Raw genomic sequence first — 21,389 nt, 5'->3', positions numbered from 1 at the left:
GATGTTAAAATTAAATGAACAAAAAAGGCATTAACTAGTTAATGCCTTTTTTAAAGTTGTATGATTTTGGCAATTATTGCGCCATAGCCTCTCTGTAACCACCTGCAGCAAATACTGACTTCATTCTAGCCGTCTGTCCGTTGGTAAACATATTTAAACATGGGTCATCAGAATAATCCATGAAATTCATAGTCATGTCGTTAGTTCCACATGAGTTTTGAGGATAAACTGGACAGCCTCTGCTATTACCAGAAGCATCAGGAGTGTCATCAACAAAGTCAGTTGCACCACAACCACCGTCGCCCCAAATATGGCGTAAGTTCAGCCAGTGACCTACTTCGTGAGTAGCAGTACGACCGGTAGAATATTGTGTTTCACCTGTAAATCTATGATCCATTACGATACCATCTGTCGCTCTGTTACCACCAGGGAATTGTGCATATCCTAAAATATTACCGCCTCTGTATGGCATGTTATTTACCACCCAAACGTTTAAAAATTGCTCTGGATTTACTGCTGGCGAAACAAACTTCATTGAATCATCAGGTCTCCAGCTCCTCTTTCTGTCATATACTCGTATTACTTGCTCGGTAACAAAAGAAATACCTACGTTAGATTCAACAGCAGCAAACTCAGCAGGAATTGTATTTCTTCCCGGGTTTTGGAGATTAAAATCTTCATTTAGGGCTACTGTTTGTGATTCAATTTGTGCAGCACTGATATTTTCACTTGCTGTGCGGTAAATAATATGATAAACAACAGGTATTTCAATCTGACCATTGACTAGTCGTTGAGTCATTCCGCTAGATATGGCGTATTTAGTATGTGCTTCAACTTCAGACATTCTTTCGGCTAAAGTAGGATCAGCGGCAAGTTTTTCTTCTAATACACCCATAGATCCACATTGGTCTAATGCAAGTGCGAAGGCTACTTCTCCGTCAAGGGTTTCATCGTTAACAATTTGGTCTCCTTCTTTTTCACAAGAGGTAAACATGAGGGATAAGGCTGCGAAGCCGAGAATCATTTTTTTCATAATTCTTAATTAATAGTTAAATTTTCAACGCGTCGAAGATATTAAAATTGTGCAAATCACAATCAAATTGTTAATAAATGTGTAAAAAAAACTTATAAAATCATATAAAATTGTTGATAATGCCAGAAAAAACCCTATTTTATGATTATCTGTTAAAAATATAGAATTGTTAATTATATATTAAAAAAAGATATTATTGGTAATATCCATACTTAATAGAGGTGAATTTTTGATGAATTGGTATTAAATGCGCTTCAAGTAGAACACATAGGATATAAGAAATAAAAAGGCACCAGTTATGGTGCCTTTGAAATTTATTTTAACTTGAACTAATTAGTTAACCAGATCAGCTCTTGCTCCACCTGCGGCAAATAATGCGCGCATTCTAGCTTTCTGACCTTCAGAGAACATGTACATACATGCATCATCAACGTAATCCATGTAGTTCATTGTCATATCGTTTGATCTACAATTAACAGTTGGGTACGATGGGCAACTATAGTTAGGAGCATCAGATGTTGGAGTATCGGCAACGAAATCATCACGGTTACATCTTCCGTCACCCCAAATATGTCGTAGGTTTAGGTAGTGTCCCACTTCATGTGTAGTTGTGCGACCACCATCAAATGGAGCGGATACAAATCCTGTTGTGCCAAAATATTGTGGAGAAACGACAATTCCGTCTGTGGATGCATTGCCACCTGGAAACTGTGCGTAACCAAGAATTCCACCGCCAATATTACAAACCCAAATATTCATGAAATTTGCAGGGTCAACCGCATCAGATCCTCCATTTGCTGATGACTTCATGTCATCTCTTGTACCCCAAGAAGTTCTTGTTGAAGATACTCGGATAGTTTGGGCTAGACTGAAATTAATATCAGAATTAGCAACACGGTCAGCAAACTCCTGAGGAACCTGGTTTACATCATTATTGGTTGCATTAAAATCACGATTTAAAACATCTATTTGAGATCTAATTTGTGTATCTGAGATATTTTCATTGCTATTGCTATAGATTACATGCACAACAACAGGAATTGTAAGAGAACCTAGGCCATCATCAACCGGGCTTCCACCTCCGTCATCACCTCCACCTGGACCTCCACCATTTCCTGGATTAGAAGGTTTTTTAGCTGCAATAAACTGACGAACTTGTTTTTCAATGTCATACATTTTTTTGAAAAGACCAGGGTTGGCATCGAGGTTTCGATTTAATACACTCATCGATTGGCAATCTCTACCATTTCCTTTGTCGCCTTTAGAGGTTGATGCAGCATCAGTATATAAATAAAAGTCACTCATATCTACTGCAATTTCTTGGGGGTCTGGTAGATCGCTTTGATCGTCTTTACATGCTACAAACAGTAAAGCCAAAGCGGCCATACCAAGAATTACTTTTTTCATAAAATCTTAAATTTTAGTTAATTTTAATCGGCCGAATATATAAAAATATAACGAAACGCTAACTAATTGTTAAAAAAAGTAAGTAATTGTGAATTTTAAATAAACAACGGAATGGTTAGACCAGCATACCAACTGCTCGTTCAACGCCAGCTACTAACAAATCGATTTCTTCTTTTGTATTGTAAAATGAGAATGAAGCACGAACCGTTCCTGGAATTTTATAATAATCCATAATTGGTTGTGCACAGTGGTGGCCTGTTCGAACTGCGATTCCTAATTTATCTAGAATGGTGCCGATATCATAGGGGTGAATACCTTCAATATTGAATGAAATTACAGAGGTCTTATTTTTTGAAGTACCGTAAATTTTCAGTCCTTCGATATTTAATAATTGTTCAGTGGCATATTCCAATAGCTCATGTTCGTAAGCTGCGATTTCATCAAAACCGATCGAATTCATATAGTCTATTGCGGCACCAAATGCGATACCACCACAAATATTGGGCGTCCCTGCTTCAAATTTATGAGGTAGATCGGCATAAGTAGTTTTTTCGAAAGTAACTTCTTCGATCATTTCACCACCACCTTGATAGGGTGGAAGCTTATTCAACCATTCTTCTTTACCATATAACATTCCTTGGCCGGTAGGGCCGCATATTTTATGAGCTGAGGCTACATAGAAGTCAGCATCTAATGCTTGAACATCAGGTTTTATATGAGGACATGCTTGTGCACCGTCAATTAAAACAGCCGCACCTACAGTATGTGCTTTTCTAATAATCTCTTCTATTGGATTGATTGTACCCAGTGCATTCGAAATGTGATTTGTAAAAACCAATTTTGTTTTTGATGAAAGAAGATCGTCATATGCATTCATCATCAATTCACCATCTTGATTCATTGGGATGACCTTTAAAACAGCTCCAGTTTTTTCACAAAGCATTTGCCATGGTACAATATTTGAATGGTGCTCTAAAGCTGATACGATAATTTCATCTCCTTTCTGCAAAATAGATGCAAATCCGTTTGCGACTAGGTTGATGCTATGCGTAGTACCTGATGTAAAAATAATCTCATGTGCCTTTGCAGCGTTAAAGTGCTTCTGAATTTTAATGCGCGCTTGTTCATAAGCATCTGTCGCTTCTTGACTTAGTGCATGTACACCACGGTGAATATTGGCATTATAGTTTGAATAATAATCTACAATAACATCTATTACTTGTTGCGGCGTTTGTGAGGTAGCTGCATTATCAAAATACACGAGAGGTTTACCATTAACTTCTCGCCTAAGAATAGGAAAATCATTCCTTATTTTTTGTACATCAATCATGGTGCAAAGATACGTGTTATGGCATTCATTTTTTATATTGTTTCAATAGTATTAACTTATCCTACATATAAAATTATCATGGCGTATAATGAGTTTTTAGCAGACAGAATCAGAAGATTCTTTCAAGATCAAAAATCAAATTTTTATGAGAAGAAAATGATGGGCGGTTTGTGTTTTATGGTTGATGATAAGATGTGCTGTGGCATTCATTTTGATAAAAAAAAGACAAACGGATCTTTTAATGGCGCGCATTGGAGAAGATGCTAGTCCTGAAGCCATGAAAAGAGAAGGCTGTCATCCAATGGATTTTACTGGTAGACCTATGAAAGGCTATGTATTTATTTCTCCTGAAGGTTTTGATCTTGATGAAGATCTAGAATATTAGTTAAACCTGTGCTTAGCATTTAATCCATTGGCGAAGGCTAGTAAGAAAAGGAAGCCCAAGGCTTAAAAGTTAAAAGACTACTTCAATATCTTTTGCTGCTTGTTCGTTATAAAGAGTTTTAATAATTCCGTCTGAAAGTCCGATTTTAGGCACGTATATATCTTTGGCTTTGCTCCATTTCATAGATGAAAGATAAATTTTGGCCGCAGGGACAATAACGTCAGCACGATCCGGATTCATTTTTAAATTAAAAATACGTTGCTCGTAATTGTATGATTTTAGCTTTTTGTAATACTCTGATAGATAGAAATAGGTAAGTGGTTTCCCTGATTTTTCTCTACTGTTTTTGTAAATACTATTGATGTTTCCCCCGGAGCCAATAAGACTTATTTTTTCATAATTCTTAGTGTTCTTTTTTATCCATTTTTTCACATTATCCCATGTAGATTCACCCACTTGCTCATTTAATATTCGTACTGTTCCTAGTTTAAATGACTTAGAAACAATCGTCTGTTTATTAGAAAATACTGTGAACTCTGTACTTCCTCCTCCCACATCGACATACAGGAATGCGTTATTCGTATTTAATAAATCCATGAGGTCGGTTGAGGCAATAATTGCGGCCTCATCTGTTCCAGAAATAATCTGAATGTTAATACCTGTTTCTTTTAGGATACTTTTTCTTATTGATTTACCATTTTTTGCTTCGCGCATTGCTGAGGTGGCACAAGCTCGAAATCGCTTTACATAATGAGTTTTCATTAAAAGACTGAAAGCATTCATGGCATCTCTCATTCTTTTGTAATTAGACTCAGAAATTTCACCTTTTAAAAATACATCAACACCTAAGCGAATTGGAACTCGGACTAAAGAAGTCTTTTTTATTTGTGGTGGAACACCAGCTTTTTTGATTACCGTAGCGATTAGTAATCTTATCGCATTAGTTCCAATATCGATCGCTCCGTATTTTTCAATTTTCAGCAAAATTCTATTATTCTAATTACTGCAAAAGTATTTAATTAAGGCGAGTTCGATATATTTTTTAACCTATGATTCTGAAAATCAGCCACTAGTAATTATTCAGAATCTCGAGTGCCCGCTTGAGCGGAAGAAGGAAGTATTGTTGTATTATTTAGAAACTTCGGCATTTGCTGATTCCGTATATAGCTCACGAAGTTCAGTCATATTTTTGTTAAGGTCTTCGCCTAGATTTTCTAAGGCGCTTTCAATCAAAAACAGGTGGTTATTTTTACTAATGTTAATTAGAAAGATGTTGTGATAAAAACTGCCGGCGGTTTTATGGTATTCGTTTAATACCGCAGGGTTTTTATTATTTCGAGCAAGTTCATATGGTACTTTGATAAAGTCTTCCATACGTTTATTGAAAATTTCCTGCTCGGTATAATACTCCTCTATATATTTTATAGTGTTGAAATCTAATTGATTTACAAATCCTGCAGTTTTAAAAGCATTCCAAGTAGCATTTTTTGGTGTATAGACTCTGAAACTGGTATAATTAAAGCCGAGACCAAACTCTTTATTAAACCCCCGTTTACTTATGCTGTAAGGTGGATATCCTTGGTCGCTAGAAATACGATTGTAAAATGGCCGCCAGTAAAGTAATTCGCCTTGCACCATGGCGTAATAGTTATATTCTAATTCTTCTATAAGCTCTTTTTTGGCAGCTTCAAAAGCATTATTTTCCTTGAACTGATCGCGAAAGTCAAGAAACGCCCAAACAATAATCATCAAGCAAGTTATCCAGACTACAATTTCTAAGACTTTTTTATGGTTGGGATGGCTTGCTGTTTTTCTTTTCACTCTAATAGTCTGGTTATGCATTTCAAATATAACAACTTACATAGAATATGAGGGCATAAAAAAACCTGTCAAATAAATTGCATTGACAGGTTGAGTTGTGTTTTGAAGTGTTCTTACAAATCGAAGCCAATATTAACGCCTAATTTCTTGGCGATTAATGTGGTAATTCTTGATTTTAATTGAGGAATCTTAACACTAGCCAATACATTATTTGAAAAGGCGTACATCAATAAGGCTCTCGCTTCTTTTTCAGGAATACCTCGGGTTTTCATATAGAATAAGGCACTATCATCAAGCTGTCCGATCGTACAACCATGCGAACACTTTACATCATCTGCAAATATCTCCAGTTGAGGTTTGGTATTTATCGATGCTTTATCATCAATAAGAATGTTGTTGTTTGCTTGAAAAGCATTTGTTTTTTGTGCTTCTTTTTCAACCACAACTTTCCCATTAAAAACACCCGTGGAACGATCAGCGAAAATACCTTTATAATCTTGATGGCTTTCACAATTTGGTTCTATATGATGCACTAAGGTATTATGATCAACGTGTTGTTTACCCTTAATTATAGTAACTCCTTTTAAAGTAGAATCAATGTGTTCTCCTTTTTGATAGAAGTTCAGGTTATTACGGGTCAAATTTCCACCAAAGGAAAAGGTGTGAACAGAACAATTGCTTTCGCGTTGTTGCTCTATATATGTATTGTCTATTAACGATGCATTGCTATTGTCATTTTGAATCTTGTAATAATCAACAATAGCACGTTTATCGGCAAATATTTCAGTAACTGAATTCGTTAATACTGGATTATCAGTTAGACTCTGATGTCTTTCGATTATTTGAACCTGTGAATTCTCTTCTACCACAATCAAATTTCTTGGTTGAAGCATCAATGAAGATTCATTTCCTGTTGAAAAGAATACGACCTCAATTGGTTTATTTGCAAGCTTGTTTTTTGGAATATAGATATAGGCGCCTTCTTTAGAAAATGCTGTATTTAAAGATGATAGCCCATCTTTTTCGGCAATCTTGTCAAAATAGTTATCGATTATTGGTCGATACATATCTTTTGTCAATGCCGAAGACATTAAGCAAACATCGATACCATCATGAGTAGTTTCTGAAAGGTGCGATGAGTAAATGCCATCAACAAACACAATCTTATAGGTGTCAATATCATGTAAAAAATAGCGTTTAACATCAGCATATGCGACAGCAGAATCCTTTTTCGGGAATACACTGTAATCGTGCTTCAATAGGCTATTTAAGGAAGTATATTTCCAGGCTTCCTGCTTTTTATTAGGAAAACCTTCTTCTTCAAAACGCTTCATCGCCTCAGTACGAACATTGTGTACAGGTGCATCTACATCAATTTGATTTTCAAATGCTATAAACGATGATACTAATTTATCTTTTAAACTCATTTTTTTCAGTCTTCAGTTAGCAGTCTTCAGTCTTCAGTCACTGCGGACTGATTACTGCGAACTGCATACTAAAATTATACTCCAACTTCTTCTTTAATCCAGTCGTAACCTTTTTCTTCTAGCTCTAGTGCTAGTTCTTTTGTGCCAGATTTTACAATTTTACCATTGTATAATACATGCACAAAATCAGGCACAATATATTCCAACAAACGCTGGTAGTGTGTAATAACCACAACAGCATTATCCTTACTTCTTAATTTGTTTACTCCGTTTGCAACAATGCGCAGGGCATCGATATCTAAACCAGAATCGGTCTCATCTAGGATGGCTAATTTTGGCTCTAACATTGCCATTTGGAAGATCTCATTACGCTTTTTCTCACCACCAGAAAAACCTTCATTTAATGAACGAGATAAAAACTTGCGATCAATCTCTAACAATTCCGATTTTTCACGAATCATCTTCAACATATCTTTAGCAGGCATTTCTTCCTGACCGCGCGCTTTACGTGTTTCGTTGATTGCAGTTTTCAAGAAGTTGGTAACCGTCACCCCGGGTATTTCAACTGGATACTGAAATGACATAAAGATGCCTTTATGTGCACGTTCATCAGCTTCTAATTCGCCAATATCTTCACCTTGAAGAAATATTTCTCCTTCGGTAACTTCATATTCTTCCTTACCAGCAATAACTGAAGAAAGTGTACTTTTTCCTGAGCCGTTAGGCCCCATAATTGCGTGTACTTCTCCTGGTTTTACCTCAAGGTCAATCCCTCTTAATATTTCTTTGTCTTCTACACTAGCGTGTAAGTTTTTTATAGATAACATAGTGTCTATTTAATCTGTATTACTCTAAATATGCCGGAGCTGCCGGTATTTTCTTAAAATCGTTTGGTGAATGTTGAATGAATACTTGTGCGCCTTTTTCTTTTGCAAAAGCTTCAAAAGCATACATGCTTTTCTTTGTCATTTCAACATCATAATTGAAACTAGGAACTCTTTTAAATTCTCTGTTTTCTTCAAAATGATATAGGTCACCAGTTAATAAAACTGGACCTGTTTTTGGTAAATCAATGTACAAAGCTGAATGCCCTGGCGTATGCCCTGGGTATGATTTAATGATGACCGATCCATCAGCAAACACATCATGGTCGCCATCTATTTTCATTACATTGGTCAATTCTTTTACTGCATTGTAATTATCAGCTTGTTGTACTTTAATTGAATCGCTTGTAATAAAGCTATGTTCGGCTTCTTGAACGATCCAGGTTGAATTTTTAAATGCGTTGGCATGTCCCGTATGATCAAAATGAGTATGTGATAACGAGAAATATTTTACAGAATCAATCTTCATTCCGATTGACGCCAACTGATTTTTAACGGAGTCTTTTCTAGAAACGGTAAAGGCACCGCTCGGATCGGTAAATGGTTCTTCTAAAGTGGTAAGAGCTTCTGGCAAACCGCCATCCCAAACTAACACGCCATCCGGATGCTCAATCACATAAAAGGCATCAGCAAATGTTTTCGACTGTCCTGTATAAGTGGTATCCTGTGAAAATAATTCAAGCATATTTGCCTGTACAGTACCGCCACTAAATGCATAAAGCTTCACCGCTGGTTTTACTGCTTTTTCTTGAGTCGTATCAGCTGTATCAGATTCTTTTTTATTTTGCTTACAAGCAACTATGGCTATAAGGCTAAAGGCTATTAAGAGTTTTTTCATTTGACCGTTCAGTTTGATTACATCTCGATTGCGCTCGGTATGACATTTCTCAGTCGCAATTATCCTACAGATCCTTCTAAACTTATTTCTAATAATTTTTGAGCCTCTACAGCAAACTCCATAGGAAGTTTATTCAACACTTCTTTACTAAAGCCATTTACAATTAATGCAATTGCCTTTTCAGTATCGATACCTCGTTGGTTACAATAGAAAATTTGGTCTTCACCAATTTTACTAGTTGTCGCCTCATGCTCGATTTGAGCAGTTTTATTTTTTGCCTCTATATACGGGAAAGTATGAGCTCCACATTTGTTACCCATTAATAAACTATCACACTGAGAGAAGTTCCGAGCATTCTCTGCGCGACTGTTTATTTGCACTAAACCACGATAACTATTTTGCGATTGACCAGCAGAAATACCTTTAGAAATGATCGTACTCTTGGTGTTTTTTCCAAGGTGAATCATTTTCGTACCTGTATCTGCTTGTTGAAAATTATTGGTAACAGCGATGGAGTAGAATTCTCCGACTGAGTTATCTCCTTTCAGAATACAAGAAGGGTATTTCCAAGTTACAGCACTTCCTGTTTCAACTTGTGTCCAGCTAATTTTTGCATTCTTCTCGCAAAGTCCTCGCTTAGTAACAAAGTTGAAAACGCCGCCTTTACCTTCAGCATTTCCTGGATACCAGTTTTGAACGGTACTATATTTTATTTCAGCATCATCTAAAGCAATTAGCTCTACAACAGCGGCATGTAACTGATTTTCATCACGACTTGGTGCAGTACAACCTTCTAGGTAAGACACATAACTACCTTCGTCAGCAATCACCAATGTTCTTTCAAACTGGCCAGTACCCGCTTGATTAATTCTAAAATAAGTCGATAATTCCATCGGGCATCGAACACCCTTAGGAATATAACAGAACGATCCGTCACTAAACACAGCAGAATTCAATGCTGCATAAAAATTATCTTTTTGCGGAACCACAGTTCCTAAATGTTTTTTCACTAATTCCGGATGCTCTTTAATAGCTTCAGAAATACTCATGAAAATAATACCTTTCTCAGCTAATGTCTTTTTGAAAGTCGTAGCAACTGAAACTGAATCGACAACAATATCCATGGCGATATTGTTCATTTTCTTTTGCTCATCTACAGAAATACCTAGTTTCTTGTACATGGCTAGCAGTTCAGGATCTACATCATCTAATGTCTTATTAGGATCTACTGCGACTGGTGCAGAATAGTAAGCGATTGACTGAAAATCGGGCTTTTCATAATGTACATTGGCCCAATCTGGCTCTTCCATTTCTTTCCAAACCTTAAAAGCTTCTAGTCGCCATTCTGTCATCCATTCGGGCTCCTCTTTTTTCTTAGAGATGGCTCGAACTATATCTTCGTTTAACCCAATAGGAAATGTTTCAGATTCTATATCAGTATAAAACCCGTATTCGTATTCTTTTGTTGCTAAATCTTTTTCTAAATCCTCTTCAGTATACTTGCTCATTTGGGCAAAGTTAAAAAGTTATCAAGTTAGTAGGTGAACGGCTTACAGCGAGAAACTTTCGCCACAACCACAAGTTCGTTGTGCATTTGGGTTGTTGAAAACAAATCCGGTGCCGTTTAGTCCACCAGAATATTCTAGTGTTGTGCCTACCAAATACAAAAAGCTCTTTTTGTCAATAATAATGCGTACATTATTATCTTCAAAAACCTTATCGCCTTCGTGTTGTTCTTTATCAAATTTCAGGTCGTAAGACAAACCAGAGCAACCACCACTTTTTACGCCTACGCGTACATAATCTGTGGAGCTGTCAAAACCATCGTCAGTCATCAATTCGACAACTTTTTTACGAGCGTTTTCAGAAACTTTAATCATATTAATCTAGATTACTTCTAAATAAGTGCAAATATACACTATAAGTAGGTTTTAATCGAAAAACCTAACATATATATAACAAATGAAATTATAGGGGTTCTTTATGGAAGATAATCAATTGTTCATCCATAGTTTACGTAGCAATTAGAAGGGGTGTAGTCGAAGGAATACTACTTAATTTTTACAATCATAACGTCTTTTTTACCTTGATTACCGGTTATATCTTGGTCGTTACTGTCAGTGTCTCCAACTGCAACAATCTTTCCATCGGAAGTCTCAGTAATGCCATATGCAAAATCCAGCGTGCTACCGCCAGTATTTACTTCGTTAAGTAAAGTACCATTTTGATTTATTTTGATGATCCAAAAGTCGTTTTCGCCATGGTTGGATGCAACATCATTATCGACACTCTTGCTGTTGCCAGCAATTATAAAACCCTTATCAGCACTAGGACTAATGGACCAAGCAGCATCAAAATCGGAACCGCCAAAGGTTTTTTGCCACACTAAATCGCCTGAATCATTCACTTTGATAACCCAAAAATCGGATTCTCCTTTGCTATTGGTAATATCACCATCGGTGCTAATAGTTTGTCCTGCTATTACGTAGGCATTATCATGTGAATTTGCAGCTCCGTATGCAATGTCAAGTCCAGAGCCTCCAAAGGTTTTCTGCCAAACCATTTCACCATTATTATCAATTTTTACCACCCAAAAATCATAGCTTCCATTGGTTTGGGTAATATCGAAATCATTACTTTCTGTAAAACCTACAAGCACAAAACCGCTATCATTAGCTTGTAGTACTTTGTGTATTCTATCGTTATTGGTGCCGCCAAAATACCGGCGCCATTCTAAATTTCCATTGCTGTCTAACTTTTGCCCCCAAAATTCACCAACACCGTGACTGGTACTTATTCCTTTTTTTCCTGTACTTCCTTCTCCATTACTTTCGGTAACGTCAAGAAAGCCACCTAAAAAATAGCCGCCATCATTTGTTTGAAGAATAGAGTACAAGTGGTCGTGTCCAGAAAAACCAAAGCTTTTTTCCCATTGAACGGAGCCAGTTGCATCCAATTTTAAAATCCAATTATCGTGTTGCCCTTCGTTATTACTTGCATCACCATCGCTACTTTTGCTGTATCCGGCAATGGCATAACCACCATCTAACGTTTGAATAATATCGCGACCCCGATCATCATCACTACCTCCGTATGTTTGCTGCCATTGTACTGTTCCTTCATTATCTAACTTTAGCAACCAGAAATCATTTACTGGGGTGTTTTTTCCAATAACATCCCCATCAGTGCTTTTTGTGTAACCGAGAACGGCTAACCCTCCATCAGCAGTTTCAATGACTGCCCGTGCAGTTTCATCATCACTACCGCCAAACGTTTTTAGCCAATCAACTTCTCCTAAAATAGGTTCAATAATAAGGGTATCTGTATCTGATTGACTATCCTCACAACTAATCAGGAAAACAATGATGGCAAGACTTAACCCGATCTTTCTTAACAATACCATATTACATTCCTGTTTTTCTAATAATAAAAAGGCCACCTTCAATATCACTCAGCACGATATTTCCGCTTGGAAAAAACGGATATACACTCCAATTCCCAGAAAAATTAGCGCTGTTGTTTGATGGAAATGTATCGAAAAATCCAATTTCATTCAAACTATTGCCAACATCAGAAACATCTAGCATTCGAACGCCGGCTGTGTAATTCGCTAAGTAGAATGTATCACCTTTTACATAACCATTATGATCGATCGCTGGTGTTGGACCTGTATAATCGTATGCTCTTACAGGAGCATCTAAATCATTAAAATCAAATACAATTGTTCTAGTAGCAAATCCGAAGTTTTGTTCATCTGTCTCATCTCCTAAAATAAAATAACGCTCATCTTCAGTAAACCATCCTTGATGCGTATACCCAACATTTGGGTATGAAATTTTAGAAATGCTTACTGGATTTGCTTTATCAGTAATATCGACAATCACCACTTCATTTTCATTACTACCAATAAGTATTTCTCTACCCGAGTAATCAGTATCTGGCCCATTGTAAGTGACAACTTGAGCGTCATGACTATAAGCATCCATCGCATAGCCACCTTCGCCAACGGGATTTTTAGGATCGTTAATATTTAAAAATATCGGTCCGCCATTAAATAGTCTACTTGATCCGTCCTGGTTAGCTGCACCTACCGGATATGCATAACCAGTTTCTTCATTAATAACAATGTTATGCGCACTACCAAATTCATTAAAAGTGGTGTCGGCATTAAAGGATTCTGCTGTAGTAACACCTCTCAATCTGGTAAGGTCGAAAACTTGCATACCATGACCATTTGCTTCACTAACTATAAAAGCATGATCTTGATATACTTTAATATCACGCCATGAACTTGATGAGGTTGCAGTAGGAAGTTTTCCTAAATAAATGGGATTTTCCGCATCAGAAATATCTACAAATGAGGTGCCATTAGTCAATCCCATTATTGCATATTCCTTACCCGTAGTAGTATCGGTCCAGCCCCATACGTCGTTTCCACCTTGTGCACTCATCGTGCTCAAGGTGACTCTACTCATCAAATCATAATCATTGCATGGGAAATCGCCAGCCATGCCATTTTCGCATACTAGTCTGCCGATTAAGTCCATATCACTGTTGGGCAGGCCTTCAGTTGGATTTACTATAGGGCCATCATCATCGTTACAAGAAAACAGCAGGATAATACTGAAAATTAGTAGAAGTATCTTTTTCATATATAATGAGGATTGTACAATTAAGAACGCAATTTTGACAAAAATATGATTTTTAACCAGCTAAATTCAAAATGGGACTTCTACTTCAAATTGACACAAAAGAAAACCACGTTATTTTATTACTGTAATTTTAAATTATAAATGAGATAGGACTATTTTTGCAAAATGATTGAAGATAAAAACCAAAAGCGTACATCGCTTTCAGAACTAGGCGAGTTCGGGCTCATAAAGCATCTTACAAAAGAGTTTGATTTTATACATGAATCGACCGTTAAAGGAAATGGTGACGATGCTGCGGTAATCGATTTTAAGGATAAGCAAGCTGTTGTTTCTACCGACTTACTTGTTGAAGGTGTGCATTTTGATTTAGCCTACATGCCTTTAAAGCATTTGGGATACAAGGCGGTAATGGTTAATCTGTCCGATATTTATGCGATGAATGCTGTCGCTAGTCAAATTACCGTTAGTATTGCTGTCTCCAATCGTTTTCCTTTAGAGGCACTCGAGGAATTATACGATGGTATAAAACAAGCGTGTAAAATATATAATGTTGAACTGATTGGTGGTGATACAACATCATCAAATAAAGGATTACTTATTTCAGTTACTGCCATAGGTCAAGTTCAAGAGGGAGATGAAGTATATAGATCTGGGGCAAAACCAAACGACCTATTAGTTGTAACTGGCGACCTAGGTGGAGCCTATTTAGGGCTACAGGTATTGGAGCGTGAAAAAGAAGTTTTTAAAGTAAATCCGCAGTCGCAACCTGATCTTGATATGTACAGCTATATCATAGAACGTCAGTTAAAACCTGAAGCTCGAAAAGATATTATACAATTATTAGTGGATCTTGAGGTAAAGCCAACATCAATGATTGATATTAGTGACGGACTAGCTTCTGAAGCGCTTCACATTGCTGATCAATCTGCAGTAGGGGTTAATATATTTGAAGAAAAAATTCCGCTAGACCCACAAGTTATATCTACTTGCGAAGAGTTTAAAATAGATAGTACAATGGTTGCCTTAAGCGGAGGTGAAGATTATGAACTACTATTCACCATTGCTCAAGAAGATTATCCAAAAATTAAAGCGAATCCAAACCTAACGGTAATAGGACATATAGCAGATAAGCAAGAAGGGAATCACCTAATTACAAGAAATAATACTAAAATACCGTTAAAAGCACAGGGCTGGAATGCACTATTAGACAGCTAACTTTCTTTTTCTTGAAAGCTTTTTTTGATACAATTCGGAAAGTGATTGGTTAATCTCTTTTCGTTTGTTCGTTAGCGAAGCTAAATTACCTCGCACATCTGTAGTGGCTTGCGTCTTACAATGCGAACATTCATATTCTTTAATGTGACGAGTAACTTGACGTGTAACTTTAAAATTGTGTCCGAAAACGGAACACATTACGCCGGAAATTGAGAAGTGATGGGGGTTTGCTCTTTTTTCCATAATTTGGGGAATCTTGGTAACTTTTAGTTTAGGGTTGTACCAAAGTAAAAAAAATATTTTTGTTAACAAATTTGTGTCAAATTTTTTTAGATAAAAGAAGTTAAAATCAGGTTTAATGTAATTTTTTAACACTTTAGCTATAAAAATCATATTTCATCTTACATAATGAGTGAACTTATTAACAATATACATTGGGGTATAATCGGATTAGGGCATATTGCAAGAAGTTTTGCTGAAGACCTTCAATTGGTTGAAGATGCATCACTTTATGCCGTAGGTTCGAGGTCAGAAGAAAAGGCGAAGACTTTTGGGGAGGAGTTCAAGGCGCAAAAATGTTATGGTTCATATGATGCCTTATTAGCAGATCCTAAAGTTGACATTGTGTATATCGCAACCCCTCATGATTCTCATGCAGCAATAAGTATAAAGGCCCTTCGGGCTGGCAAGCATGTTTTATGCGAAAAACCAGTTTCGATTAGTGCTGATGAATTTCAGGAAATAGAAAAGACTGCAGATGAAAGCAATCGCTTTTTTATGGAAGGACTGTGGAGTGAATTCAATCCGTGTTTAAATGAAATAAAACAAAAAATTAGCAACAGAGAAATTGGCGAGGTAAAATACCTGAACGCTCAATTTGCATTTAAGGTTGATAGGCCGTTAACAAGCAGGCTTCTTGATAAAAAATTAGCCGGTGGCGCCCTATTGGATATAGGAATCTATCCTATTTATTTAGCCTATTCAGTTCTGGGAATTCCCGAGGAAATTACGGCGACGGCAAAGTTTCATCCAATAACAGGTGTTGACATGCAAACAGCCATGATTTTTGATTACCCAAATGCACAAGCGCTTTTATATTGTAATTTCAATTCGAATAGCGGGACCGCGGCTAGAATAAGTGGCACTGAAGGGGAAATTATTATTCATGATCAGTGGTATCAATCTGAATCATATTCGATTTTTAAGGATGGTGAAACAGAAAAATTTGAAGTACCGAAATTGGGAAGAGGCTATACACATGAGATTATAGAATGCCATGAATGTATTAGAGGTAACAGAAAACAAAGTGAACATTGGTCACACCAAAATAGTGCCGATTTAATGAGGTTGCTGGATGCTGTAAGAGAAAAAATCGGACTTGAATATTAATTATTTAAAGTAACACATTATGAAAAAATTCATATTGATAAGCTTGTTGGCGATAGTTTCATGCGCAAAAGAAGAAGAAACTTTTTTACTAAGCGGAAAGACCAATGGAATTATTGACGGTACAACTTTATACCTCAATGATGTTGATTCCAATACTGTATTAGATTCTTGTATTGTAACTCAAGACGCATTTGAGTTTAAGTTCGATCTTAAAAAAGATGTTGTCCGTACAGTTCTTCACACTAAAGACTATTCCAACTACCGGTTTTTATGGCTAGAAAATAAACCGATGTCTTTCGATGCTTCGGCTACAGGTTTTAGGGAAGCTATTGTTGAGGGTTCCGATACCGAAACTTTGAGTATGACTCTAAGTGCGAAAATGGATTCTATTCCTGAGAAAGATCATATGAAAGCGGAACAAGAGTTTGTTCGTGATCATCCGGAAAGTATTATCAGTGCCAATATGCTAGCGATTTACACTACAACATGGGGAAGAGAAAAGAGTAATCAGTTATTTGAGAATTTTACTGAAGAAAATAGAACTTCTAGGTATGGAAAGAAAATTCAACGCTATTTAGACTTAAATAAAGAGCCTAAAATTGGTGATTCATATATTGATTTTGAAATGAACGATCAGTTCGGACAACAAAAACAGCTGTCTCGGGTAAGAGCTAAGCTTACTTTGTTAGAGTTCTGGGCATCTTGGTGTGCACCATGCAGGGAAGAGAACCCCAATTTAGTGGCAACTTACAAGGAGTACAATCCAAAAGGATTTGAAGTATTTGCGGTTTCATTAGACACTGAAAAGGAAAATTGGTTAAAAGCTATTGAGCAAGACAATTTACCTTGGAGTCATGTAAGCGAATTAAATGGTGCCGAGAACAAAGCGGGTTTAATTTATGGCGTAAATGGAATTCCGGATAACTTTCTTATTGATGAGAATGGTGTTATCGTGGGTAGGAATTTGAGAGGAGAAAATCTTGATAACAAGATAGCCCAACTCTTAGGGTCAGACTAAAAAGGTCTTTAATACTTCGATCAGGCTGTTTTTATCCTCAATATGAGACATATGTCCGTTTGGTAATACCTTTATAGGAATAGCATTTATCTTACAAAACGCTTCAATAGGATCTGCAGGCATAACGGGGTCTTTTTTACCTAGAATTACCATTTTAGAGATTGACAGCTTAGCGAAAAAATCAGAATAATCGTTTCGGTTAATCATTCCTTCTTGGCCCTTTATATATCCATCAATCGGTGTTTGTAAAGCTTGGTTTAAAACTGAATCAATCTCATTTTTGAAAGTGGTAGTACTGCTTGGTGCAAATAGATTTACAAAAGACATCCGAACTAAACTTTGAAATTGGGTTTTTGCCATTTCATTGGCACGTCTTCGCAGTATTTTTTTATCCTCGTCATCTGCATAATAATTAGAATTCATCAAACAAATAGCGCTTACCAAATCAGGATAATTTTTTGCTAGTTCTAATGCAACATAACCGCCCATACTATGCCCTATTATCGAAACCTTTTCGATTTTTAAATGGTTACAAACTACCTTAACAGCGTGAGCCATTTCTTCCATACGGTGATTGGATGAAAGGCATTCAGTTTTGCCATGGCCTAACAAATCAATACTAATTATTTGATGAGATTGAGAAAACTCATCATGAGCAAATTGCCACATTTCCTTATTTTCTAAAAAGCCGTGAAGCAGGACTACGGCTTGTCCTTTTCCAGAAAGGGCGTAATGAATATCGATGTTTTTATAAGGAATTGTGTTGGTCATGAGTAGTTAAAATTGAAACAAAAATCGGCTAATTTAAACTGAATTTGATAAAATTTAAGTCAAAACTGTATCTTGTCGCTGACAACCAAATTCCATGAGTAAACAACAAGTACACATTTGGGTGACCGCCTTCGCCCTATTCTCCCTTTTTTTTGGAGCAGGAAACTTAATTTTACCACCATTTTTAGGATTTAATGCCGGAAGCGGCTGGGCCTGGGTGACCATTGGTTTTGCTTTGTCCGCCGTTATCATTCCTATAATAGCTATTATAGGTCATGCAAGGTTGCAGGGCACAATGATGGATTTTGCTAACAAGATCTCGCCCTTATTTGCACTAATTTATTGCATATTAGTTTATCTAATTTCAATTGCTTTACCGGCGCCTCGTACAGCATCAGTCGCCTATGAAATTGCCATTCAGCCTTATTTTGATTTTGGTAGTCTTTGGTTTAGTACTATCTATTTTGTGCTTGTCTTGGTATTTGTATTGAATCGATCTAAAATATTAGATGTTGTCGGTAAATATTTAACACCGGCAATAATTCTCATTTTATTGGCCATCATTGGGATTGGGGTTTTTGCTGACTACCCCGATATGCGACCTTCTATATTTGATAATACCTTTACTAGCGGAATAATCGAGGGGTATCAAACTTTTGATGCTATTGGCGGTGTTGTTGTTGGTGGCGTAATAGTTATTTCATTAGGATTTAAAACGGAAAGCTTTTCTGCCAAAAAGGAAATAATTGCTAAAGCTGGTATTATTGCGGGACTTGGTCTGCTACTTATTTATGGAGGACTTATTTTATTAGGAGCATTAAATAGCGATGCGGTTGATGCCGAAAACCGAACTGCTTTAGTGACGCTTTTAAGTAAAAATACGTTGGGTAATATTGGAACAGTATTTTTAGGGGTTTTGGTCTCTCTTGCTTGTTTCACAACGGCAGTAGGAATTGTAACAGGAACGGCAGATTTTATAAAAGGATTATTTGGTCAATCTGATTTTGCCTATAAGGTAACTGCTGTTATAGGTTCCATATTAGGCGTAGCAGTTGGGCAGTTTGATGTGCATTATATCATAGATATTGCAGTGCCTGCACTAATGTTTATTTATCCAATTACCATCGTATTAATCTTGCTTAATGTTCTCAATAAAAAATGGGCAACACCGATGGTTTTTAGAGCTGTTGTTATCACAACCATTGTATTTAGTTTGCCTGATTTTCTTTCAACAATTGGCTTTGGAAGCGAGATGGCATCAATAAAAACCAAAATTCCGTTAGGCGATGTAAGCATGGGTTGGTTATTACCTTCATTAGCAGTATTTTTAGTTATCAATTTGATCAATAATAGTATAAGAAATAAAAATATCTAAACATTTGTTAAATGTACTTAGCAAAATCGCGTTGGATTGTAATTTAGGAGCATAAATGTTAACAGAAGAAGACATGGATTTAATTGCAAGAGCAGAAGAATTCGAAACGAGAAAAACATCATTTCAAACCACTAGCGAGCGCATAGTTGCTTCTAGAGAGGTAAAAGAATTGATCTTGAGTTTAAATGAACTATATAAAAAGAATCGCGACGCGCAAATCATGGATTTGATGAAGCGCTTAACCGTAGTAAAGCGGAAGATTGAAAAACGGTTGAAAGGACGGCCGATGTAATTTTAAAAGGAGCGATTTAAATCGCTCCTTTTTTATTTTAACTAATTACCTAATAGGGTTTTTGCATTTGCGATACTGTTGACCACTTTATCGCGCATAATCTTTACTTTTTCTTCCTCCTCATTTAACCAAACTTTCTTTTCTTCCGATAATGGTTTTCCTTTCATTGATTCATCATAATCAAAACGCTTGCTAAAGTCCCCCATCCAGGTCATCATATAGTCATGTGCGTCTTTTAGGTCGGCAACCGCATTTTTATATTCCGTTTTACTGCTGATACTGTCCGGTTGTGATTCCAATTGTTTTATAAGTCTTCCTATGGTACCCATTTCTGGCATTACTTCGTCATGTACTTCCATAACGCGCTGCATTTGGGTAAGTTCAGGTGTTTTTTTAGTGTCTTCTTTCTTTTTGCAGCTTACAAAAACAAGAAGAAAAGTAGCTAATAATAAAAATGAGTTTTTCATGATGAGTTTTTAGTTACCACAAAAATAAGAAGGACTTTTTGCTTTTGATTGAAAAAGGCTATCAGAAATTCAGTTTATTTAGGGTTTACTATTTGGTCAAAAGACTTCCAGTTTTCTTTAAAATGACCGCCAGCGATTAGCAGTTTTATATAGTTTTTAAATTTGAAAAAAGGCTGGTCTTTTTTACCCTGGTTTTTGCTGCAACAAGCTACAAGCCATTCTTCATCAAAGCCATCCCAAACACCAGCTACAGACAATAAATTTTTATATAATACAGGGAATACTTCAGTTCGATCGATTTCCTTTGCCTCTTCAAAAGAGCATTGTATTTCTTTACAAACATCAGCAATATGAAGATACTGATAATTTTGAAGTTCAGTATCGAGATAGAAGTTTGACAAGGCGATCCAAAGTTGTTTTCTGCCCGATTCTTTCATCAAACCTCCAGAGGTAATTAAAGTTTATCGCTGCAACATTCCTTAGTGCATGTTTCTGCGCAAACATTTGGCGCTTCAGCCTTTTCTTTTTTGTCTTTACAACAATCCTTTGTGCAATCTTTGGCGCACTTTGTGTGTTCCTTGTTTTCGACTGCTTTTGTAAAACTGTCAACCTTTTTTGCAAGAACCACCTTATAAGAGTCAGCGGTATTATGAACAGTATTTTCTAAATCGCTTAATTCAATTTTAGAAGGATTGAACTCGACCATTGCTAGTCTCTTGTCAAAATCTACTTCTACTGATTGAACACCTTCAACCTTAGCAAGGCTTTTTTGAATTGTTCCGGCACATCCTACAGCACAGGTCATACCATTTATAACAAGTTCAGCTTTTTCAGTAGTAGCAAAACTAGCTTTGGCAGTTGTGCTTTTATCTACAATAGGATTTGTATTACTTGTTTGTTTTTTGCATGTAAACACCAAAAGTGCTACAAGCATAAGGGGAAATACTTTTTTCATGATTTTTTAGCCATCTATTTGCGAATATGACAAAATTATATCAAATGGGCCTATTAATTCAAGCGAAAATTGCCACTTTTGCGTTAAAATTTGGCTGATGCCTGTTAAAAAAGCCAATCAATTACCTGTA

Annotated in this window: 23 protein-coding genes; 7 read left to right on the top strand and 16 right to left on the bottom strand. The window is 36.5% G+C overall.

The window, feature by feature from the left end; genetic code table 11:
- Positions 1–73 precede the first annotated feature (73 nt).
- From GWK10_RS07485 to GWK10_RS07475, 3 genes are all read right to left on the bottom strand, one after another.
- On the bottom strand, positions 74–1,033 hold the full coding sequence (locus GWK10_RS07485; protein WP_164031078.1) for a zinc metalloprotease: 960 nt from the start codon (positions 1,031–1,033) through the stop codon (positions 74–76).
- 333 nt (positions 1,034–1,366) lie between these two features.
- Positions 1,367–2,440, bottom strand: coding sequence for a zinc metalloprotease (locus tag GWK10_RS07480; protein ID WP_164031075.1), 1,074 nt, complete (start codon positions 2,438–2,440; stop codon positions 1,367–1,369).
- 115 nt (positions 2,441–2,555) lie between these two features.
- Complete coding sequence (locus tag GWK10_RS07475) at positions 2,556–3,770, bottom strand: aminotransferase class V-fold PLP-dependent enzyme (protein ID WP_164031072.1); 1,215 nt, start codon at positions 3,768–3,770, stop codon at positions 2,556–2,558.
- An 18-nt stretch (positions 3,771–3,788) separates the two neighbouring features.
- Between GWK10_RS07475 and GWK10_RS18435 the strand changes: the two genes are divergently transcribed.
- Together GWK10_RS18435 and GWK10_RS18430 are read left to right on the top strand one after the other, a co-directional pair.
- On the top strand, positions 3,789–4,037 hold the full coding sequence (locus GWK10_RS18435; RefSeq protein WP_239540728.1) for a TfoX/Sxy family protein: 249 nt from the start codon (positions 3,789–3,791) through the stop codon (positions 4,035–4,037).
- Positions 4,012–4,155, top strand: a complete 144-nt coding sequence (locus GWK10_RS18430; protein ID WP_239540727.1) for a hypothetical protein — start codon at positions 4,012–4,014, stop codon at positions 4,153–4,155. Before GWK10_RS18435 ends, GWK10_RS18430 begins: the two co-directional genes overlap by 26 nt.
- Positions 4,156–4,224: 69 nt before the next feature.
- Here the strand turns inward: GWK10_RS18430 and GWK10_RS07465 are convergent, their stop codons facing one another.
- The 9 genes from GWK10_RS07465 to GWK10_RS07425 form a co-directional block, all read right to left on the bottom strand.
- Positions 4,225–5,139 carry a Ppx/GppA phosphatase family protein gene (locus tag GWK10_RS07465; protein ID WP_164031069.1) on the bottom strand — a complete coding sequence of 305 codons (915 nt, stop codon included), beginning with the start codon at positions 5,137–5,139 and terminating at the stop codon, positions 4,225–4,227.
- A gap of 144 nt (positions 5,140–5,283) precedes the next feature.
- On the bottom strand, positions 5,284–5,976 hold the full coding sequence (locus tag GWK10_RS07460; RefSeq protein WP_164031067.1) for a hypothetical protein: 693 nt from the start codon (positions 5,974–5,976) through the stop codon (positions 5,284–5,286).
- A gap of 113 nt (positions 5,977–6,089) precedes the next feature.
- Entirely contained in the window at positions 6,090–7,403 is a 1,314-nt protein-coding gene (sufD, locus tag GWK10_RS07455; protein WP_164031064.1) for a Fe-S cluster assembly protein SufD, read from the bottom strand.
- Between the two features lie 74 nt (positions 7,404–7,477).
- Positions 7,478–8,230, bottom strand: a complete 753-nt coding sequence (sufC, locus tag GWK10_RS07450; protein WP_164031059.1) for a Fe-S cluster assembly ATPase SufC — start codon at positions 8,228–8,230, stop codon at positions 7,478–7,480.
- A 19-nt stretch (positions 8,231–8,249) separates the two neighbouring features.
- On the bottom strand, positions 8,250–9,125 hold the full coding sequence (locus GWK10_RS07445) for an N-acyl homoserine lactonase family protein (protein ID WP_164031056.1): 876 nt from the start codon (positions 9,123–9,125) through the stop codon (positions 8,250–8,252).
- A gap of 59 nt (positions 9,126–9,184) precedes the next feature.
- Positions 9,185–10,633: a Fe-S cluster assembly protein SufB gene (gene sufB / locus GWK10_RS07440; protein WP_164031053.1), complete on the bottom strand. Its 1,449-nt coding sequence runs from the start codon at positions 10,631–10,633 to the stop codon at positions 9,185–9,187.
- Between the two features lie 42 nt (positions 10,634–10,675).
- Positions 10,676–11,005 carry a HesB/IscA family protein gene (locus GWK10_RS07435; protein ID WP_164031050.1) on the bottom strand — a complete coding sequence of 110 codons (330 nt, stop codon included), beginning with the start codon at positions 11,003–11,005 and terminating at the stop codon, positions 10,676–10,678.
- Between the two features lie 170 nt (positions 11,006–11,175).
- Positions 11,176–12,528, bottom strand: coding sequence for a hypothetical protein (locus tag GWK10_RS07430; protein ID WP_164031044.1), 1,353 nt, complete (start codon positions 12,526–12,528; stop codon positions 11,176–11,178).
- 1 nt (position 12,529) lies between these two features.
- On the bottom strand, positions 12,530–13,777 hold the full coding sequence (locus tag GWK10_RS07425; RefSeq protein ID WP_164031041.1) for a choice-of-anchor B family protein: 1,248 nt from the start codon (positions 13,775–13,777) through the stop codon (positions 12,530–12,532).
- Positions 13,778–13,942: 165 nt separating this feature from the next.
- On the opposite strand from GWK10_RS07425, the gene thiL reads away from it, so the two are divergent.
- From thiL to GWK10_RS07410, 3 genes are all read left to right on the top strand, one after another.
- On the top strand, positions 13,943–14,992 hold the full coding sequence (thiL, locus tag GWK10_RS07420) for a thiamine-phosphate kinase (RefSeq protein ID WP_164031038.1): 1,050 nt from the start codon (positions 13,943–13,945) through the stop codon (positions 14,990–14,992).
- A gap of 408 nt (positions 14,993–15,400) precedes the next feature.
- Positions 15,401–16,381 (top strand): Gfo/Idh/MocA family protein, encoded by a 981-nt coding sequence (locus tag GWK10_RS07415; RefSeq protein WP_164031036.1) that lies wholly within the window; start codon positions 15,401–15,403, stop codon positions 16,379–16,381.
- A 19-nt stretch (positions 16,382–16,400) separates the two neighbouring features.
- A complete protein-coding gene (locus GWK10_RS07410) occupies positions 16,401–17,399 on the top strand; it encodes a TlpA disulfide reductase family protein (protein WP_164031033.1) in 999 nt (332 codons plus the stop codon).
- Here GWK10_RS07410 and GWK10_RS07405 read toward each other — a convergent pair.
- Positions 17,391–18,170, bottom strand: a complete 780-nt coding sequence (locus tag GWK10_RS07405; RefSeq protein ID WP_164031030.1) for an alpha/beta fold hydrolase — start codon at positions 18,168–18,170, stop codon at positions 17,391–17,393. The genes GWK10_RS07410 and GWK10_RS07405 overlap by 9 nt on opposite strands.
- A 94-nt stretch (positions 18,171–18,264) precedes the next feature.
- Here GWK10_RS07405 and brnQ point away from each other — a divergent pair, with 94 nt between their 5' ends.
- Positions 18,265–19,545 (top strand): branched-chain amino acid transport system II carrier protein, encoded by a 1,281-nt coding sequence (brnQ, locus tag GWK10_RS07400; protein ID WP_164031027.1) that lies wholly within the window; start codon positions 18,265–18,267, stop codon positions 19,543–19,545.
- A gap of 73 nt (positions 19,546–19,618) precedes the next feature.
- Entirely contained in the window at positions 19,619–19,837 is a 219-nt protein-coding gene (locus GWK10_RS07395) for a hypothetical protein (RefSeq protein ID WP_164031024.1), read from the top strand.
- A 41-nt stretch (positions 19,838–19,878) separates the two neighbouring features.
- Here the strand turns inward: GWK10_RS07395 and GWK10_RS07390 are convergent, their stop codons facing one another.
- The 3 genes from GWK10_RS07390 to GWK10_RS07380 all read right to left on the bottom strand — a co-directional run bounded on the left by GWK10_RS07390 (position 19,879) and on the right by GWK10_RS07380 (position 21,259).
- Positions 19,879–20,304 carry a hypothetical protein gene (locus GWK10_RS07390; protein WP_164031021.1) on the bottom strand — a complete coding sequence of 142 codons (426 nt, stop codon included), beginning with the start codon at positions 20,302–20,304 and terminating at the stop codon, positions 19,879–19,881.
- A gap of 74 nt (positions 20,305–20,378) precedes the next feature.
- On the bottom strand, positions 20,379–20,741 hold the full coding sequence (locus GWK10_RS07385; protein ID WP_449448580.1) for a DUF7079 family protein: 363 nt from the start codon (positions 20,739–20,741) through the stop codon (positions 20,379–20,381).
- Positions 20,742–20,758: 17 nt separating this feature from the next.
- Positions 20,759–21,259 (bottom strand): heavy-metal-associated domain-containing protein, encoded by a 501-nt coding sequence (locus GWK10_RS07380; protein WP_164031015.1) that lies wholly within the window; start codon positions 21,257–21,259, stop codon positions 20,759–20,761.
- Positions 21,260–21,389 lie beyond the last annotated feature (130 nt).

Origin of the sequence: Spongiivirga citrea, assembly GCF_010671565.1 — a bacterium.
Lineage (GTDB): Bacteria > Bacteroidota > Bacteroidia > Flavobacteriales > Flavobacteriaceae > Spongiivirga > Spongiivirga citrea.
This window is presented reverse-complemented; position numbering and strand designations above follow the sequence as displayed.

Coding starts and splice junctions, on each gene's coding strand:
- GWK10_RS07485 (WP_164031078.1), bottom strand. CDS start 1,033: ATGAAAAAAATGATTCTCGGCTTCGCAGCCTTATCCCTCATGTTTACC.
- GWK10_RS07480 (WP_164031075.1), bottom strand. CDS start 2,440: ATGAAAAAAGTAATTCTTGGTATGGCCGCTTTGGCTTTACTGTTTGTA.
- GWK10_RS07475 (WP_164031072.1), bottom strand. CDS start 3,770: ATGATTGATGTACAAAAAATAAGGAATGATTTTCCTATTCTTAGGCGA.
- GWK10_RS18435 (WP_239540728.1), top strand. CDS start 3,789: ATGGCATTCATTTTTTATATTGTTTCAATAGTATTAACTTATCCTACA.
- GWK10_RS18430 (WP_239540727.1), top strand. CDS start 4,012: ATGGCGCGCATTGGAGAAGATGCTAGTCCTGAAGCCATGAAAAGAGAA.
- sufD (WP_164031064.1), bottom strand. CDS start 7,403: ATGAGTTTAAAAGATAAATTAGTATCATCGTTTATAGCATTTGAAAAT.
- sufC (WP_164031059.1), bottom strand. CDS start 8,230: ATGTTATCTATAAAAAACTTACACGCTAGTGTAGAAGACAAAGAAATA.
- GWK10_RS07445 (WP_164031056.1), bottom strand. CDS start 9,125: ATGAAAAAACTCTTAATAGCCTTTAGCCTTATAGCCATAGTTGCTTGT.
- sufB (WP_164031053.1), bottom strand. CDS start 10,633: ATGAGCAAGTATACTGAAGAGGATTTAGAAAAAGATTTAGCAACAAAA.
- GWK10_RS07435 (WP_164031050.1), bottom strand. CDS start 11,005: ATGATTAAAGTTTCTGAAAACGCTCGTAAAAAAGTTGTCGAATTGATG.
- GWK10_RS07430 (WP_164031044.1), bottom strand. CDS start 12,528: ATGGTATTGTTAAGAAAGATCGGGTTAAGTCTTGCCATCATTGTTTTC.
- GWK10_RS07425 (WP_164031041.1), bottom strand. CDS start 13,777: ATGAAAAAGATACTTCTACTAATTTTCAGTATTATCCTGCTGTTTTCT.
- thiL (WP_164031038.1), top strand. CDS start 13,943: ATGATTGAAGATAAAAACCAAAAGCGTACATCGCTTTCAGAACTAGGC.
- GWK10_RS07415 (WP_164031036.1), top strand. CDS start 15,401: ATGAGTGAACTTATTAACAATATACATTGGGGTATAATCGGATTAGGG.
- GWK10_RS07410 (WP_164031033.1), top strand. CDS start 16,401: ATGAAAAAATTCATATTGATAAGCTTGTTGGCGATAGTTTCATGCGCA.
- GWK10_RS07405 (WP_164031030.1), bottom strand. CDS start 18,170: ATGACCAACACAATTCCTTATAAAAACATCGATATTCATTACGCCCTT.
- brnQ (WP_164031027.1), top strand. CDS start 18,265: ATGAGTAAACAACAAGTACACATTTGGGTGACCGCCTTCGCCCTATTC.
- GWK10_RS07395 (WP_164031024.1), top strand. CDS start 19,619: ATGGATTTAATTGCAAGAGCAGAAGAATTCGAAACGAGAAAAACATCA.
- GWK10_RS07390 (WP_164031021.1), bottom strand. CDS start 20,304: ATGAAAAACTCATTTTTATTATTAGCTACTTTTCTTCTTGTTTTTGTA.
- GWK10_RS07385 (WP_449448580.1), bottom strand. CDS start 20,741: ATGAAAGAATCGGGCAGAAAACAACTTTGGATCGCCTTGTCAAACTTC.
- GWK10_RS07380 (WP_164031015.1), bottom strand. CDS start 21,259: ATGAAAAAAGTATTTCCCCTTATGCTTGTAGCACTTTTGGTGTTTACA.